Annotated in this window: 16 protein-coding genes; all 16 read left to right on the top strand. The window is 51.7% G+C overall.

Going from position 1 to position 16,619, the window contains the following annotated elements; genetic code table 11:
• Positions 1-17 precede the first annotated feature (17 nt).
• The 16 genes from ENN66_06050 to ENN66_05975 all read left to right on the top strand — a co-directional run bounded on the left by ENN66_06050 (position 18) and on the right by ENN66_05975 (position 16,191).
• Positions 18-869 (top strand): 3-hydroxybutyryl-CoA dehydrogenase, encoded by an 852-nt coding sequence (locus ENN66_06050; GenBank protein ID HDS16162.1) that lies wholly within the window; start codon positions 18-20, stop codon positions 867-869.
• A gap of 266 nt (positions 870-1,135) precedes the next feature.
• A complete protein-coding gene (locus ENN66_06045) occupies positions 1,136-2,275 on the top strand; it encodes an acyl-CoA dehydrogenase (protein HDS16161.1) in 1,140 nt (379 codons plus the stop codon).
• Positions 2,276-2,422: 147 nt separating this feature from the next.
• Positions 2,423-3,202 carry an electron transfer flavoprotein subunit beta/FixA family protein gene (locus ENN66_06040; protein HDS16160.1) on the top strand — a complete coding sequence of 260 codons (780 nt, stop codon included), beginning with the start codon at positions 2,423-2,425 and terminating at the stop codon, positions 3,200-3,202.
• Between the two features lie 15 nt (positions 3,203-3,217).
• Positions 3,218-4,180, top strand: a complete 963-nt coding sequence (locus ENN66_06035) for an electron transfer flavoprotein subunit alpha/FixB family protein (GenBank protein HDS16159.1) — start codon at positions 3,218-3,220, stop codon at positions 4,178-4,180.
• A gap of 289 nt (positions 4,181-4,469) precedes the next feature.
• Positions 4,470-5,618 carry an acyl-CoA dehydrogenase gene (locus ENN66_06030; protein ID HDS16158.1) on the top strand — a complete coding sequence of 383 codons (1,149 nt, stop codon included), beginning with the start codon at positions 4,470-4,472 and terminating at the stop codon, positions 5,616-5,618.
• Positions 5,619-5,720: 102 nt separating this feature from the next.
• Positions 5,721-7,397, top strand: coding sequence for a methylmalonyl-CoA mutase (locus tag ENN66_06025; protein HDS16157.1), 1,677 nt, complete (start codon positions 5,721-5,723; stop codon positions 7,395-7,397).
• A 137-nt stretch (positions 7,398-7,534) separates the two neighbouring features.
• Positions 7,535-7,930 (top strand): cobalamin B12-binding domain-containing protein, encoded by a 396-nt coding sequence (locus tag ENN66_06020; GenBank protein ID HDS16156.1) that lies wholly within the window; start codon positions 7,535-7,537, stop codon positions 7,928-7,930.
• Positions 7,931-8,255: 325 nt separating this feature from the next.
• A complete protein-coding gene (locus ENN66_06015) occupies positions 8,256-8,480 on the top strand; it encodes a 4Fe-4S dicluster domain-containing protein (protein ID HDS16155.1) in 225 nt (74 codons plus the stop codon).
• Positions 8,470-9,534, top strand: a complete 1,065-nt coding sequence (gene vorB, locus ENN66_06010) for a 3-methyl-2-oxobutanoate dehydrogenase subunit VorB (protein HDS16154.1) — start codon at positions 8,470-8,472, stop codon at positions 9,532-9,534. Before ENN66_06015 ends, vorB begins: the two co-directional genes overlap by 11 nt.
• A gap of 96 nt (positions 9,535-9,630) precedes the next feature.
• A complete protein-coding gene (locus tag ENN66_06005) occupies positions 9,631-10,395 on the top strand; it encodes a 2-oxoglutarate oxidoreductase (GenBank protein ID HDS16153.1) in 765 nt (254 codons plus the stop codon).
• Positions 10,392-10,925: a 2-oxoacid:ferredoxin oxidoreductase subunit gamma gene (locus ENN66_06000; protein HDS16152.1), complete on the top strand. Its 534-nt coding sequence runs from the start codon at positions 10,392-10,394 to the stop codon at positions 10,923-10,925. Before ENN66_06005 ends, ENN66_06000 begins: the two co-directional genes overlap by 4 nt.
• Before the next feature lie 60 nt (positions 10,926-10,985).
• Complete coding sequence (locus ENN66_05995; protein ID HDS16151.1) at positions 10,986-11,414, top strand: amino acid-binding protein; 429 nt, start codon at positions 10,986-10,988, stop codon at positions 11,412-11,414.
• A gap of 449 nt (positions 11,415-11,863) precedes the next feature.
• A complete protein-coding gene (locus tag ENN66_05990; GenBank protein ID HDS16150.1) occupies positions 11,864-13,087 on the top strand; it encodes an LL-diaminopimelate aminotransferase in 1,224 nt (407 codons plus the stop codon).
• A 2-nt stretch (positions 13,088-13,089) separates the two neighbouring features.
• On the top strand, positions 13,090-13,875 hold the full coding sequence (locus tag ENN66_05985; GenBank protein HDS16149.1) for a hypothetical protein: 786 nt from the start codon (positions 13,090-13,092) through the stop codon (positions 13,873-13,875).
• Positions 13,876-13,961: 86 nt separating this feature from the next.
• On the top strand, positions 13,962-14,807 hold the full coding sequence (locus ENN66_05980) for an amidohydrolase (protein ID HDS16148.1): 846 nt from the start codon (positions 13,962-13,964) through the stop codon (positions 14,805-14,807).
• Positions 14,808-15,102: 295 nt separating this feature from the next.
• Entirely contained in the window at positions 15,103-16,191 is a 1,089-nt protein-coding gene (locus tag ENN66_05975; GenBank protein ID HDS16147.1) for a twin-arginine translocation signal domain-containing protein, read from the top strand.
• Positions 16,192-16,619: the final 428 nt, after the last annotated feature.

Below are 16,619 nucleotides of genomic sequence, written 5' to 3'. Positions count from 1 at the left end.
TGATTCAGGAGAAGCATATGGAGATTAAAAGATTTGGAGTTGTCGGGGCCGGGCAGATGGGTAACGGGATTGCCCAGGTGGCCGCTCAATCCGGGCTGCAGGTAGTGATGCATGATATTGCAGATGCCTTTGTCGAAAAAGGCCTGGCGGTTATTAAAAAGAATTTGCAACGTTCGGTTGACAAAGGGAAAATGGATCAGGCTGAGATGGATGCGGTGATGGGACGCATCAAGACGACCACTCAGCTGGCGGATATGAAGGACGTAGATTTCGTGGTTGAAGCTGCGACTGAAAATGAGAAAATCAAGTTGGATATTTTCGCTCAGCTTGATCGTATCTGTCCGGCGTCGGCGATTCTGGCCTCTAACACTTCGTCGATTTCAATTACCCGCATCGCCGCGGCTACCAGGCGGCCGCAGAAAACCATCGGCATGCATTTCATGAATCCGGTTCCGGTCATGAAGTTGGTCGAGGTTATCCGTGGTCTGGCAACCGATGGCGAAACCTTTGAGGCGGTGGTCAAACTTTCTACGCGCCTGGGGAAAATTTCCTGTGAAGCCAATGATTATCCCGGTTTTATCGCCAACCGGATTCTTTTGCCGATGATCAACGAAGCCGTCTATTGCCTTTTCGAGGGGGTCGGTAAGCCGGAGGACATTGATAATGTGATGAAACTCGGTATGAACCACCCGATGGGGCCGCTGGCCCTGGCCGACCTGATCGGACTGGACACCTGCCTGGCGATCATGAACGTTCTCCATCAGGGCTTGGGTGATTCCAAATATCGCCCCTGTCCACTGTTGAAAAAATATGTTGACGCTGGTTTTCTGGGGCGCAAGAGTGGGCGTGGCTTTTACGAATACAACTGAGACTTGTGCGATCTTCTTTTGTGCCGGACAAACCTTAATAAACCCGTGGCAACGTTTGAAAATCGTAAAAAACGGGATGGCACAGTAACAACTTCGAATGCGAGGCGCCTGGAAAACTGAGGCCTGCGGCGGATACAGAACTGCGTCGCAGTGATGACGGTTGAAGGGGAACGAAGTCGGTGGCAGTGCCTACGAAGCTAGTCCGGATCATTTTTGCCGGCCGCGGGTACATGGCTGATAATTTTTTTGTATTGAGGAAATGCGTTATGGAATTTGCTTACACCGATGAAGAAAGAATGATGTTGCAGATGGCGCGGGATTTTGCCGAGAAGGAAGTTAAACCAATCGCCAAGGAGGTGGATAAAGAACATAAATATCCGGCCGCCACGGTCAAGAAAATGGGCGCATTAGGTTTGATGGGGGTTAGTGTGCCGGTTGAATATGAAGGCGCCGGGATGAGCAATATCTGTTATGCTATTGCTATCGAGGAAATCTCCCGGCACTGTGCTGCGACCGGTGTTATCATGTCGGTTAATAATTCCCTGGCCTGTGAGCCGATTAAAATTTTCGGGACCGAAGCACAGAAGAAAAAGTATCTGGCCGACATGGCCAGCGGGCGCAAACTTGGCTGCTTGGGGCTGACCGAGCCCAATGCCGGTTCCGATGCTTCTAATCTGTCGACGATGGCGGTGCTTGACGGCGATCAATGGGTTATTAACGGGCGTAAGATATTTATCACTAATGGTAATGAAGCCGATTATGCGGTGGTTATCGCGCAGACCGATAAGAGCCAGGGACATCGTGGCATCTGCGCTTTCATTGTTGACCTTGACAATCCCGGCTTCAGCGTCGGTACTCTCGAGGACAAGCTTGGCATTCGCGGCAGCTCGACGGCGGAGCTGGTTTTTGATGATTGCCGGATTCCCAAGGAAAACCTGCTTGGTGGAATGGGTAAAGGATTTAAGGTGGCCTTGACCACGCTCGATGGCGGGCGGATCGGGATTGCCTCACAGGCCCTGGGGATTGCCCGGGCCGCGATTGAGGATGCGACTGCTTATGCGAAAGAGCGGGTTCAGTTTGGTAAACCCATTGCTCAGCTGCAGGCGATTCAGTGGATGCTGGCCGATCTTTCGACTCATTATGAAGCGGCTCGGCTTCTGACCCATCGGGCCGCTTATCTGAAAGATCAGGGGCTGCCTTTCGGCAAGGAAGCAGCCATGGCCAAACTGATGGCTTCCGAAACCGCGATGAAGGCCGCCACCCAGGGGATTCAGATTCTCGGTGGCTACGGTTATACCACGGATTATCCTCTGGAACGCTATTTCCGGGACGCCAAAATTACGGAGATTTATGAAGGTACCAGTGAGGTCATGCGTCTGGTTATCGCCAGTAATGTGCTGAAATAATAATTGATAGGAGTTGTGGTTCGGTTTGGTCCGTCGGACCGAACCGTTCTGCATCCAGGGTGGGGTGACCGGTTGATCCCCGCTGGTCCGTATACATTGACAGTTGAGACGTGGTTAAAAATTCAACTTGTAGAGGAGGAAGCTGTTGTGAAGATTGTAGCCTGTATCAAACAGACCTTTGACACCGAGGCCAAGATTGTTATCGGTGGCGATGGTCAGATCTCTGACCAGGGAGTAAACCTGATTCTCAATCCTTATGATGAATTCGCGGTTGAAGAAGCCATTCGCACCAAGGAAAAAAATGGGGGCGAGGTTCTGGTCGTCACGGTTGGTGGTGACAAAGCCCAGGAAGCTTTGCGTTACAGTCTGGCTATGGGGGCTGACCGTGCGATTCTGATTAACGATCCGGCGTTGGCTAAAGCCGACAGCCGGGCGGTTTCGTTGGCATTGGCTAAGCTTCTGAGTGAAAAGGAAGCCGGCTATGATATCGTTTTCACCGGCAAGGAAGCCGTGGATGATGGCGCTGCCCAGGTGCCTTCACGGCTGGCGGAAAAGCTTGATTTGGCTCAAGCCAATGTCGTGACCGGATTGGTTCTTGGTGATGGCAAAGCGACCGCGACCCGTGAAATCGATGGTGGAACCGAAACTCTGGAGTTTTCCCTGCCGGCGCTGATCAGCGCGCAGAAAGGGTTGAATGAGGTACGTTATCCTTCATTGCCGGGGATTATGAAAGCCAAACGTAAACCACTTGACGTGCTGTCTCTGGGAGATCTCGGTCTCAGTGCCGAGGATGTTGCTTCCAAGGTGGTGATGACGGCTGCTGAATTGCCGCCGGCTCGTAAAGCTGGACAGAAGTTGACTGGTGAGGTTAACGAAGTGGTGGCTAAGCTGGTGCAGCTGCTCAAAGATGAAGCCAAGGTTATCTAAGGGAGTAATGATAAGATGAGTATTGTAGTTTGCGTTGAACAGCGTGGTGGGAGTTTGCGTAAAATCACCTTTGAAGCCTTGAGTGAAGGCAAACGGCTGGCTGCGGCCTCCGGTGAAACTCTGAAAGCCCTGCTGATCGGCAGTGGCGTAGCCGGTTTGGCGGAAGATCTTAAGAAGTATGGGGTTGACGAAATTGCGGTGGCTGATCATGCCGCTTTGGCCACCTACACGGTCGAAAGTTATGCTGCGGTTCTGGCTGCCTATATCAACCAGGAAAATCCGGCCTTGGTATTGCTTGGCCACAGTGCGATCGGGCGTGAACTCGCCGCTCGCGCGGCGGCGCGGGTCGATTGTGGACTGGTCAGCGACTGTACGGCGATTGCGTTTAATGAAGGTGATTTCCTTTTTCAACATCCGATCTATGCTGGAAAGTCGATTGGGACCTTCAAGGTTGCCGGACCGGTGCGAATGGCGACTTTAAGACCGAATGTCTTTTCCGCAGCAGAAGCCGCCGGCGCGGGTGCCGTAGTTGATTTCGCGGTTGAAGTGCCGGCTGCTAAGGTTAGTGTGAGCGCCGTCAATCTCTCCGGAGGAAATCGGCCGGAGTTGACGGAAGCCGATATTATTTGTTCCGGCGGTCGGGGCTTGGGTGGTCCCGAAGGTTTTAAGCTGATTGAAGACCTGGCCGATGCTCTGGGCGCCGCCGTGGGTTCATCTCGGGCCGCAGTTGATGCCGGCTGGCGTGAACACGCCGCGCAGGTAGGTCAGACAGGCAAGGTGGTCAGTCCTAATCTTTATATTGCCTCCGGTATCTCCGGAGCGATTCAACATCTGGCAGGAATGGGCTCATCCAAGGTTATTGTTGGGATTAATAAGGATGAAGAAGCCAATATCTTCAATGTTGCCGATTACGGTATTGAAGGTGATCTGAAGCAGATCATTCCTGCCTTGGTTGCCAAGCTGAAAGAAATGCAGTAGGCCTTCGGTCTTTTCTTTTCGTTTGTGGATTGGAGGATACCGGCTTGATTATTTAAAAAGCCCTTGCTGTCGCAGGATGCCGCAGCGGGGCTTTTTTCGTGTGGTTGCCTGGAAATGGTTCCGGCTTCGTTTCGCCAGCTCACGTTAACTGTTTTTGATTGACAAAGCAGGGGTTTTGGTGTACGCAGGGCGCCGATTGAATAAAAAGTTGTTCTATGTTTTTTAGGGCGTAGGTTGGATTTTCCGGTTTGTTTCCGGAATTGCAACCGCCTGGAAAGATGGTGGATAAATGGATTTTTTTCTCAATGAAGATGAATTGATGATTCAGGAGGTGGTTCGGGATTTTGCTCAGAGCGAGCTTAAACCCAAAGCGGCTATTCTTGATAAAGAACATCGCATGGATTTCGGTAATCTCAAGAAAATGGCTGATCTTGGGTTTATGGGGATGAATATACCGGAGACTTACGGTGGGGCAGAAGTCGGGGTCGTACCTTACAGTCTCGGTATGATTGAGGTGGCTCGCGCTTGTGCCGCGACGGCGGTGACCATGTCGGTAACGAATATGGTGGCCGAGGTTATCTGTGCTTTCGGAACGGAGGCGCAGAAAGAGAAATATGTAACCCGAATCTGCAGCGGTGAATATTCCGCCGGAGCTTTCGGGCTGACTGAATCCATGGCCGGGTCCGATCCGGGTGGCATGAAGACGACAGCGGTTAGAGAGGGCGATGGTTATCGATTAAACGGGAGTAAGATCTACATAACTAGCGCCGAATATGCAGGGGTTTTCGTGGTTTGGGCGGTGACCGACAAGGACGCTCCCCGAAGTCAGCGGATCAGCGCTTTTCTGGTTGAAAAGAATACTCCGGGGTTTACGGTCAGTCGGGCCGAAGACAAGATGGGACAGCGGGGCTCGATTACCAGCGAAATCGTTTTTGAAGATTGTCTGATTCCTGCAGAGAACCTGCTGGGCAAGGAAGGCTTTGGACTTAAAATAGCTTTTATGGCGTTGGACGGCGGGCGCATCGGGATTGCTTCTTTGGCCTTGGGTATCGGTCTTGAAGCGATTGATTATGCTTGTGAATACGCCAAGGAGAGAGAACAGTTCGGGCGTCCGATTGCTACTTTTCAGGGCTTGCAGTGGCGGATTGCCGATACCTATACCGAGCTTGAGGCGGCCCGCCTGCTGGTTCTGCAGGCAGCCTTTCTGAAGCAGAAAAAGAAGCCTTTCACGACGGCGGCTTCAATGGCCAAACTCTACGCCTCCGAGGCAGCCAATCGTTCCTGTTATCAGGCGGTTCAGATTCTCGGCGGTAACGGTTATACGGCTGAATACCCGGTGGAGAGAATGTATCGGGATGTTCGGGTTACCACTATTTACGAAGGCACTTCTGAGATTCAGCGGCTGGTTATTGCGCAACAGATTCTCGGTCGTCTATAATGATCATGGTGATTGAAATACTATCGTTGCGGTAGTTTCCGCCTGGTTACCCGATGCCGGTTTTGAGGCGTCGGTTGACCTTCGGTTCAAGGAGAAAGTTAGATGTTTACAGGTGAGTCTATACAAAGGGTCGCAGCCCGCCACCAGGAGTGGAATAAATTGCTGGCCAAAAGCCTAGCCAGGGCGCCTGAGCGTCTGGAACGGTTTTCCACGGTTTCCGATGAGGAAATCAAAAATATTTACACCCCCGAGGATATCACGGCGCTTGATTATGATACGGATCTCGGCTTTCCTGGTCAGTTTCCCTTTACCCGGGGGGTCCAGGCCAGTATGCATCGGGGACGTCTCTGGACCATGCGGCAGTTTGCCGGCATGGGGGGGGCTGAGGAGACCAACGCCCGCTTTCACTACCTTCTCGGGCATGGTGAAACCGGTCTGAGCACGGCTTTTGATATGCCGACCTTGATGGGCTACGATTCCGACAGTCCGATGGCCATGGGTGAGGTCGGCAAATGCGGGGTCGCGATTGATACCCTGGCGGATATGGAGATTCTCTTTGAGGGTATTCCCATGGATAAGGTCACCACCTCGATGACCATCAATCCTCCGGCGGCGATTCTTTTGGCTATGTATATTGCCGTGGCAGAGAAGAAAGGGGTTGGCCGGGATCAGATCGGCGGCACCATTCAAAATGATATGCTTAAGGAGTTTATCGCGCAGAAGACCTTTATGCTGCCGCCCGAACCCTCAATGCGGATCATCGTCGATACCGTTGAATTCTGTACCAAAGAGGTGCCGCGTTGGAATACGATCAGTATCAGCGGTTATCATATTCGTGAGGCCGGTTCGACCGCCGTTCAGGAATTGGCTTTCACGATCGCCGACGGCATCGGCTATGTCCAGGCCTGTATTGACCGGGGTTTGAAAGTCGATGATTTTGCGCCCCGGCTTTCCTATTTTTTTAACGCTCATGTCGATTTTTTTGAAGAAATCGCCAAGTATCGGGCTGCTCGCCGTATGTGGGCCCGGATCATGCGGGATCGTTTCGGAGCTCAGGATCCTAAATCCTGGCTTCTGCGCTTTCACACGCAGACAGCCGGCTGTTCATTGACGGCCCAGCAACCTTACAACAATGTGGTCAGGACTGCATTTCAGGCCCTTTCCTCGGTTCTAGGCGGTACTCAGTCTCTGCATACCAATTCTCTTGATGAGACGCTGTCTCTGCCGACTGAACATGCCGTCACCATCGCTTTGCGGACCCAGCAGATTATCGGCGAGGAGATCGGGGTGACGAATACGATTGATCCACTGGCGGGCTCCTATTTTATCGAGGCCCTGACCAATGAAATGGAAAAGAAAGCCCTTGACTATATTCAGAAAATTGATGATATGGGCGGCATTCTCAAAGCCATAGATGTGGGTTTTCCGCAGAAAGAGATTGCCGATGCCGCCTATAATTATCAGCGTCAGATCGATTCGGGCGAAAAAACCATTGTCGGGGTCAATAAATATCGCATGGAAGAGACGCTGAAGGTCGATCTTCTGACAATTGATCCGGCGATTGAAAAACGCCAGCATCAGCGTTTGGCCAAGACTAAGGAATCTCGTGATGCGGCCAAGGTTCAGACATGTCTGCAAGCGATCGAAACAGCGTCCCGGGGTAATGATAATTTGATGCCGCATTTGATTGAAGCTGTCAAGTCGTATGTTTCCGTTCAGGAGATCTGTGATTGTTGGCGTAAGGTTTATGGACGCTATACTGATCCGGGTATGTTTTAGTTGGTTTGTTTCCGCTTTGAAAAGAAAGGAAATGAATTGATGGGGAGACTGGTTTGCGGGCCGCATGGCCACTTCTGGGTTGCGGGGCTCGCTTCCGTATTAGAGAATTGTTAATATATAGTGCAAGGAATTGACCCATGAGCGAGAAAAAGATTAAGGTGCTGGTTGCCAAACCCGGGCTTGACGGCCATGATCGGGGAGCTAAAATTATTGCCCGGGGGTTGCGTGATGCCGGTTTTGAGGTGGTTTATACAGGGCTGCACCAAACTCCGGAAGAGATTGTCGCGACGGCAATTCAGGAAGACGTAAATGTTATCGGCGTCAGCAGCCTGGCTGGCGCTCATATGTATCTCTTCCCCAGAATTGTTGAGCTTCTGGCGGAAAAGGGAGCTGACGATATTCCGGTTTTCGGTGGTGGAATTATTCCGGAAGATGATATTCCGCAACTAAAAAAGGCTGGTATTAAAGCAGTTTTTACTCCCGGTAGCCCGGTTGATGAAACGGTGCAATGGATTCGGGAAAATGTTGTTTGATTCTTTTTGAGGTTTGCGGACCGGCTTGGATTTTACCGGAAAATAATTTTATTGGGTGAACCTCTGCTTCGGGGGAGTGTCGGGCCGTTGGCGCGTCTTGCCGTGTTGCGTGAATGCCGGCTGAAACTTTACCGTACAGGTCAAGAATGGGGAAGCCGGGCTCTTTTGGGCTCGGTTTTTTTTAGTCTCAAATAAAGCTTGAATTTTTTGCATTCATTTGTTAACAGTGACTCCCTTTGATCGGGTTAAGATTCTTACGCAAACTGAGAACGAAGTGCCGCAATGGTTATTTCGACTTCTTGAGTCTGAGAGTGGAAATTTAAAAATGAGTAAAAAAGAAAAGGTGTTTACCGTCAAGGTACGCCGCGATTTTTGCAAGGGTTGCGGTTTGTGTATCGCATCCTGTAAAAAAGAGGTTCTGGGGGTTTCGGCAAAGATGAACCAAATGGGTTACAACCCGGCCGAACCGGTCAATCCGGGGGCCTGTATCGGTTGCATGGTCTGCACCCAGGTTTGTCCCGACCTGGCGATAGAGGTGTATGGTGGATAAAGTTTTCGTGAGCGGTAATCACTGTATTGCCGAGGCGGCGATCAGGGCCGGCTGCAGATGTTATTTTGGCTATCCGATTACTCCCCAGAACGAATTGGGGGAGTATATGGCGGTGAACATGCGAAAGCATGGGGGTGTATTTCTTCAGTCCGAGAGTGAGACGGCGGCGATTAATATGGTTATCGGGGCGGCCTCGACCGGAACCCGGGTGATGACATCTTCTTCCAGCCCCGGGGTCAGCCTGAAACAGGAAGGTCTTTCTTTTCTCGCCGGCTTTGAATTCCCCGCCGTGATTGTCAATATGATGCGCGGGGGGCCTGGTCTCGGTAATATCGCTCCGTCTCAGGGTGACTATTTTCAGTCAACCCGGGGCGGCGGGCACGGGGACTACCGGACTCCGGTGCTGGCTCCGGCCTCGGTCCAGGAACTGGCGGATCTGACCTTTAAAGCCTTCTTGCTGGCCGATACCTACCGGACTCCGATCCTTTTGATCGGTGATGGTATGATGGGGCAGATGAAGGAACCCGTGATCTTCCCTGAGCCGATTGGTGCGCTGCCCGAGAAACCTTGGGCTCTACGGGGACGCGGTGACGGCCCCAGTCGTTACCAGGCGTCATTGATTCTGGATGGCCTGGCGATGGAGCGTCATAACTGGAAGTTGGTGCGTAAATATAAAGAAATGGCGGAGAAGGAAACCCTGTATGAGCTTTATATGATGGACGATGCCGATTTTGCCGTGGTTGCTTATGGAACTACCGCACGCATTGCCAAAGGAGCTATCAAGCGGGCTCGTAAGGATGGTCTTAAAGTCGGACTGATTCGGCCGATCACGCTTTTTCCTTTTCCGGATAAAATTCTGCAGAAGGTGGCTCATAAAATCAAGAATTTTCTGGTCTTTGAGATGAGTACCGGACAGATGCTTGAGGATGTCAGACTCTCGCTGGAAGGACAGCAGGCTGAAATTGCCTTTCATGGTCGTCCGGGTGGGGTTATTCCGACTCCGATTGAGTTCTCCCGGGTAATTCATCGCTATTATCGACGGATGTTAAGTTAGGCCGGACCGCTTTTTTGCAGAACTTTACTTCAGCCGTCCTTTGAGAGCTTTAAATCTATATGAAGCTCGTTGTCCAACCGAGATAAGGGATCGTCTATGGAACTTTTAAACAAATGGCCCGAATACTATAAAAAAGATGTGGTCAGCCACTATTGCCCTGGTTGCGGACATGGGATTGTCCATCGGCTGGTAGCGGAAGTGCTTGAGGAAATGGATCTGGGCCGTAAGGCCTATCTTGTTTGTCCGGCGGGTTGCGCGGTGCTGGCCTATCACTATTTTGATTTTGATGTGATCGAATCGGCTCACGGCAGGGGGACTGCTATCGCCACCGGAGCCAAGCGCGCCAATCCCGGCCTTTTTGTGATCAGCTATCAGGGGGATGGCGACCTTTCCGCGATCGGGACGGCGGAGACGATTCATTCAGCCAACCGGGGCGAGAATATCTCCGTTATTTTCATCAATAATGCGGTTTATGGCATGACCGGCGGACAGATGGCCCCGACTTCGGTTCTGGGCCAGAGTACGACGACTTCGCCCAATGGCCGTAATCCTGAGTTTGACGGTTATCCTCTGCATATCACCGATGTGGTAGCCGGTTTTCCCGGGGTGGCTTACGCCGAACGGGTTACGGTAGCTACCCCCGCCGGTATTCGCAAAACTAAAAAAGCCATTACCAATGCCTTTCAGACCCAGGTCGAGGGGCTTGGTTATTCGATTGTCGAGGTTCTTTCGCCCTGTCCGACTAACTGGAAAATGGATCCGGTTGCCGCCTGCAGGTGGATTGAAGATGAAATGGTGAAAGAATACAAACCGGGCTTGCTGACCGATAAGCGTGATGAGAGAAGGAAGGAAAAGGGATGATTGTCAAGACTCTTTGCGCCGGTTCCGGCGGCCAGGGGGTGCTCACCCTTGGCAACGTTATGGGCACTGCGGCCATGATTCAGGGTTTTCATGCGACCTACCTGCCGGCTTATGGCGCGGCCATGCGCGGGGGAACGGCCAACTGTACGGTTACTATCGCGGATGAAGAGATCGCCTCGCCGGTGGCCTCCGCACCCGATATTGTGGTGGCGCTCAACCAACCTTCGGCCGCGGCTTTTATTCACCGCCTGGTGCCCGGCGGCAAACTGATCTATAATTCATCGGTGGCCGAAGAAGTTCCCGCCCGCGGCGACATCGATATCTATTCCATTCCGGCTTCCGCTCTCGCCCTTGAACTGGGTAGTGACCGCTCAGCCAATCTGGTGATGCTCGGGGTTTTTGCCAGGCTGGCTGGGGTGCCTAGTAAGGAGGCCATCTTTGCCGGTCTTGAATATTTAATGGGAGGAAAAAAGGCACTATTTGAAGTCAGTTGTCAGGCTGTGAAAAAAGGGGCCGGATATTTGGCTTAGCCCGGTTTTTGGGAAACCAGGGCGCGAAAAGGTGAATTTAAATTTCTGCAGGAGTAATACATGTCCATTACCCAACTTTCGATAGCAATTGATAATACCCCGGGCCGCTTGAATCAGATCTGCGAGATTCTTGAGAAAGAGCAGATTAATATTAAAGGGATTATGGCTTGTTCCGAACTTGATCCCCATCGTCTGAAGGTTATCGTCGATACCCCGGAGCAGGCTTATAATGTACTGATGGCCAATGGTTTCGCGGTTTATAGTAAAGAGGTCATCGCGGTTGGAACCCCTGATCATCCAGGCGGGCTGAATGTTGTCTTGCGGGCTTTGAAAGAAGCGCGGGTGAATGTCGAGACTCTCTACCCTTACATCACCCTGAAGGGTGAAGATGCTATTTTGATTATTGAGGTTGATGACATTCAGAGGGCAAAAGAAATTTTACGCAGCCAGTGGATCAAGACCTTCAACGAAGAGATTTATCAAGGTTGATTTTCAGTTTTGATTTCCTGCAACGAATTAACATTCATCCGGCGAGGGAGGCCTGTTCAGAGGTGAGGCTCCCTGTGCCGAAAGGTTTTCGGTGCCGGTCCTATCAGGGAGAACCGGTGTTTTTTACAAAGCCATTAAATTTAAGGGTAAAATGATGGGGACACTGTTTCATTCAGAAACAGTGTCCCTTTTTGTAATATTTGAGTGGCTACGCAGACGAGTTGCGACTTCGTGACGGTTCAGGTGAGTTTCCGCCACGCTTCGAGAGGTTTGTTGCTTTTCTCAGCGAAACCCCATGTCGGGTATAAATTCCGTCATTGGGGTTTCCTGTGCGCTGAAAAAACCTGTGCGCTGAAAAAACCTGTGCGCTGAAAAAAACAGATAGCGAACCTCTGAGGAACGCCCGAGACTGAGTAGTCATATTATTATCTGTTCAGAGAACGGGTTTTATGGAGAACACGCCGTTCTCTGACCCGACAGCGATAAAGGAGTTAAACTTGACGAACCGTAAATTTGAGTATGCCGACCGTATTAAACAACTGCCGCCGTATCTATTTGCCGCGATTGATTCTATGAAAGCCGAAGTCGAGGCTCGGGGGATTGATGTGATTGATCTGGGTGTGGGGGATCCGGATATGCCGACTCCGGCCCATATTGTCAGTCGTCTGCAACAGGCCGCGGTCAAGGTTGAGAATCATCAGTATCCTTCCTATGTCGGCATGCTTTCCTATCGTCAAGCGGTAAGCGATTGGTTTGCCCGTCGCTTTGGGGTCAGATTCGATCCAGCCAGAGAGGTGGTTTCCCTGATTGGATCCAAAGAAGGGATCGCGCATATGCCGCTGGCTTTTGTCAATCCCGGTGAATATGTGCTGGTTCCGGATCCTGGCTATCCGGTGTATTCCGTCGCCACCAGTTTTGCGGGGGGAATTCCCTACCTGATGCCGCTGAAGGAGGAAAACGGATTTCTGCCCGTACTTGACGCGATTCCGGCGGAGATCGCGGCCAGGGCCAAGCTGATGTTTATCAATTATCCCAATAATCCGACCGGGGCCACCGCAGATCACGAATTTTTCGCGCGGGTCGTCGAGTTCGCGGCCAAAAACCACATTATCGTCTGTCATGACGCGGCTTATACGGAGATGGCCTATGACGGTTATCGCCCGTTGAGCTTTCTTGAGGTTCCCGGGGCTCGAGAGATTGGTATCGAATTCCATTCTCTCTCTAAAACCTATAATATGACCGGCTGGCGTGTTGGGTTTGCGATTGGCAACCAGGATCTGGTCTCGGGTTTGGGTAAGGTTAAGACCAACATTGATTCCGGGGTGTTTCAGGCCGTTCAGGAGGCGGCAATTGCGGCGCTTTCATCTGATCAGCACTGTGTTATGGAGATGAATGAAATCTATCGCAAACGGCGGGATCTGATGGTTGAGTTTCTGCGCCAAGCGGGATTTACTCTGAACTCGCCCAAAGCGACCTTTTATCTCTGGATTAATAATCCCAAAGGCATGACTTCCGCTCTGGTTTCCGCCATGCTCCTGGAAAAAGCCGGGGTCTTGGTAACTCCCGGCAATGGTTTCGGCGCCAGTGGTGAGGGTTATTTTCGAATTTCCCTGACGGTTCCCGAAGCTCGACTTAATGAGGCTGGAGAACGGATTGTCAGGGCTTTGGCATAGAGATGAAAAAAAATATCGAGTCCGGGGGAAAAAAACAGGGTTATTCGGTAAGCGTCAGTCGAATTGTCTTAGCAGTCCTGGTGTTTTTCTGGTTGCTGAGCGGTAGCGCTCAGGCGACCTCCATAGAAAATGCTTGCGCTCTGGTTCTGGAGAAACTCAACGCCAATCTCGCTGCCCGCGGTGAAATCATCGCCCTTTTGCCGGGTGGGGATTATCTTGTCGAATTCGATGACCTGGTTCCGGCCTACGGCGCTGAATTGTTGGCGTTCGGCGACGCTGTAGAGCTCGACGAGCAGGGGGATGCCGTGGCCGCTTCCCCGATTTTCCGGGGTTCGGTAACGGTCATGGAAAGCTCGGGTCATCTTTGCCGGATGCGGGTTGAAGAAGGCGGCGAAGGCTTGGTCGTCGCCGATCGAGTGTGGGTTCCGGAGCCGGTGGTCGTCTATCTTACTCCGGTTGGCAACCTGGCCGCCGATCCCGGTCTTGCCGCGCAGCTGGCTCGGGCCCTAGCCGCGCAGCTGCCGGGCTTTGGTAATCTGCGGGTGTTCAGCCTGCCTAATGCAAATCAGACCACGGTAGACTTTTTAAGGCGGCAATGTCGTGGTCAGGGGCTTTATGGGATGCTGATTCAGCCTGGGATTGTTTTGCAGAATGAACGCTACAAAGTGCGGCTTAGCTTGACTTCGCTTTTTAGCGGGCAGCCTCTTGCCCCTCTGGAACAGGAGTTCAAGGGCTTTACTCCGCCGTCTGCGTTGCTGAAGGGGGCTGGTGGCTGGAGCCGCCGCTAGACTTACGGGTTCAGGTTAGGCTGCTATCCGGTTCCGGGCTCGCTTTCCCCAGAGCTGTGGAGATGTTTTTGTAAGAGGTGATGCGGATGAACATAGATGTGCATGTCCATATTTTCCCACCGGAAATCAGAGCCAAACGAGAAAAGTTTTTTCCCGGTGAACCTGACTTCGAACTCCTTTATGCCTCGCCCAAATCCCGTTTGGTTGGATCCGAAGAATTGCTTGAGGTCATGGCGGAAGACGGGGTGGATCGTTCGGTGGTTTTTGGCTTCCCCTGGCGAGATGCCGGAATCTCCAGACTTTGCAACGATTATGTGATTGAACAGATCAGGAAATATCCCAATCGTCTGCTGGGCATGGCCTGTTTTGGCTTTGCCGATGCGGATGCGGCGGCGGCAGAAAGCGAGCGTTGTCTCGATCAGGGCCTGCATGGGGTTGGTGAACTGGCTTTCTATGTCGATGGGTTTAATCGGCAGGTCGTCGATGGCTTTCGTCCGGTTATCGAGGTGTTGCGCACTCGGCAAAAGGTTCTCATGCTGCATACCAATGAACCGGTCGGCCATCTTTATCCTGGCAAGAGCGATGTTATGCTTCGCCATCTTTATTCATTTCTGAAACTTTATGGGGATGTCCCGACCATCTTTGCTCATTGGGGCGGCGGCTTTCCTTTTTATCATCTTCTGAAAAAGGAAATTTCGGAAGTTACCCGTAATCTCTATTATGACACGGCTGCGACGCCCTATCTTTTCAAGAACGATATCTATCGTCTGGGAGGGGAAATGGTTGGTTTCGAGCGCATTCTTTTCGGCAGTGATTTTCCTTTATTGCGACCGCGGCGCTATTTCAAAGATCTGGCGGAAAGCGGCCTGACGTCGGAACAAATTGACCGGATCTGCGGCAACAACGCCGCCGCTTTATTTGCTCTTGAGTAAACTTGTCAATAAACTTTTGAGGCCCACGCCGATGAAAAAGAGCCGCTGGTTTTCCTGACAGGGTGAGCTCCTTTTGAGGCCGCTTAGTACTTCGCAGAACATTTTCTTGTTCTGCGAAGTACTTGTTTGCGACCGGCCGTGCCGTCGGAGGCGCCGTCAGGGTTGCGGGGCTCGCTCCCGCATTTGAGCTTGACAGAAACTGTCTGTGGGAGTATCTTTGGAGCCGACTATAATAATGTTTTAGTTTGTCTTGACGGTGTCATCTTTAAAATTCTGACAAGGGAGAAAACTGAGGATGAATAGACGTGAGGTTCTGAAAAAGGCAGGTGTCGGTGCGGTTGGGCTTGGCGTTGCCGGAATGGCGCTAAGACCGCGTAAAGCGACGGCGGCGAAGGTTTATAACTGGAAGATGGTCACCACTTGGCCGCCGCATTTTCCGGTTCTGGGTGAAGCCGCTGATCATACCGCCAAATGGATTGAGGAAATGAGTGACGGTCGCTTACGCATCACGGTCTATGGCGGGGGCGAGCTGGTGCCGGCTATGGAGGTTTTTGACGCGGTTAGTTCCGGAACCGTCGAAATGGGGCATGGTGCGGCTTATTACTGGGCCGGCAAACATCCGGCTACGCAGTTTTTTGCCGCGGTCCCCTTTGGTCTGAACGCTCAGGGGATGAACGCTTGGATTGTCTCCGGCGGCGGCCAGGAACTCTGGAATGAGCTCTACGCCAGGTTTAATCTGATTTCCTGGCCGGCTGGTAATACCGGCGTACAGATGGGCGGCTGGTTCAATAAAGAGATTAACAGCGTGGCGGATCTTAAAGGTCTGAAGATGCGGATTCCCGGGCTCGGCGGCAAGGTTCTGGCCAAGGCCGGCGGCAACGCCGTGCTGGTTGCCGGCGGAGAAATCTATACCAACCTTGATCGGGGGGTGATTGACGCGACCGAATGGGTCGGCCCTTATCATGACAACAAGATGGGTTTTTACAAGGCGGCCAAGTATTATTATACGCCAGGCTGGCATGAGCCGGGTACGACCCTGGAATGCATGGTCAATAAACAGAAGTTTGACGCCCTGCCCAAGGATCTGCAGGCGATTATCGTCGCCGCTAATTTTAAAGCCAACATGTGGTCGCTTTGTGAGTTCGAGGCCAAAAACAATCAATATCTGAAGGAACTGGTGGAACAGCACCATGTGCAGTTACGTCGTTTTCCCGATGATGTTTTGGCGCAGCTAAAAAAATACAGCGACGAACTGCTGACGGAGCTGGCCGCCGCGGATCCTTTTACCAGGAAGGTCTGCGATTCTTATCTGGCTTTCAAAAAACAATATGAAGAATGGAATAAGGTATCGGAAGAAAGCTACGCCAAGCTCAAGTATCTCTAGATTATTTGTAGCTTCCAAGTAAGTCGGTAAAAGCTGATTACTTTCACATATGTGTGGCCGCGATAGCGGTCTGAAGTCGCTATCCAGCGTCGTTGCTTTCGTATTGAGACGTGGAAAACTGGAAAATCGGGGACCTGCCCTTGATTTTTGGATGAAATCGGGATTGTGTCCCCAGGTTATCCGGGCTGGCTGAATAGGCACGATTATTTTAAACTGGTTGGTTCTTTCCGCCTCAGAATATCCGCAGGCAAAGGCCGTTTCGGAAGTCTCCGGAACGGCCTTTGTTTTGGCTGGGGAGAAAATCAGTAGTTATGACAACCGAAATTTGACCAGTTGTGATTATCGAAAATTGATCACCCTGATTGCAAGATAAAGTTAAGCACTGATGTTCATGGTTAAATTTTAAGTTTGCTTATTGGTAATGTCTT

This window comes from Pseudomonadota bacterium, from assembly GCA_011049115.1.
Taxonomy (GTDB): Bacteria; Desulfobacterota; Anaeroferrophillalia; order Anaeroferrophillales; family Tharpellaceae; genus DSCM01.
The sequence above is the reverse complement of the archived record's forward strand: the minus strand, read 5'-3'. Positions and strand labels throughout refer to the sequence as shown.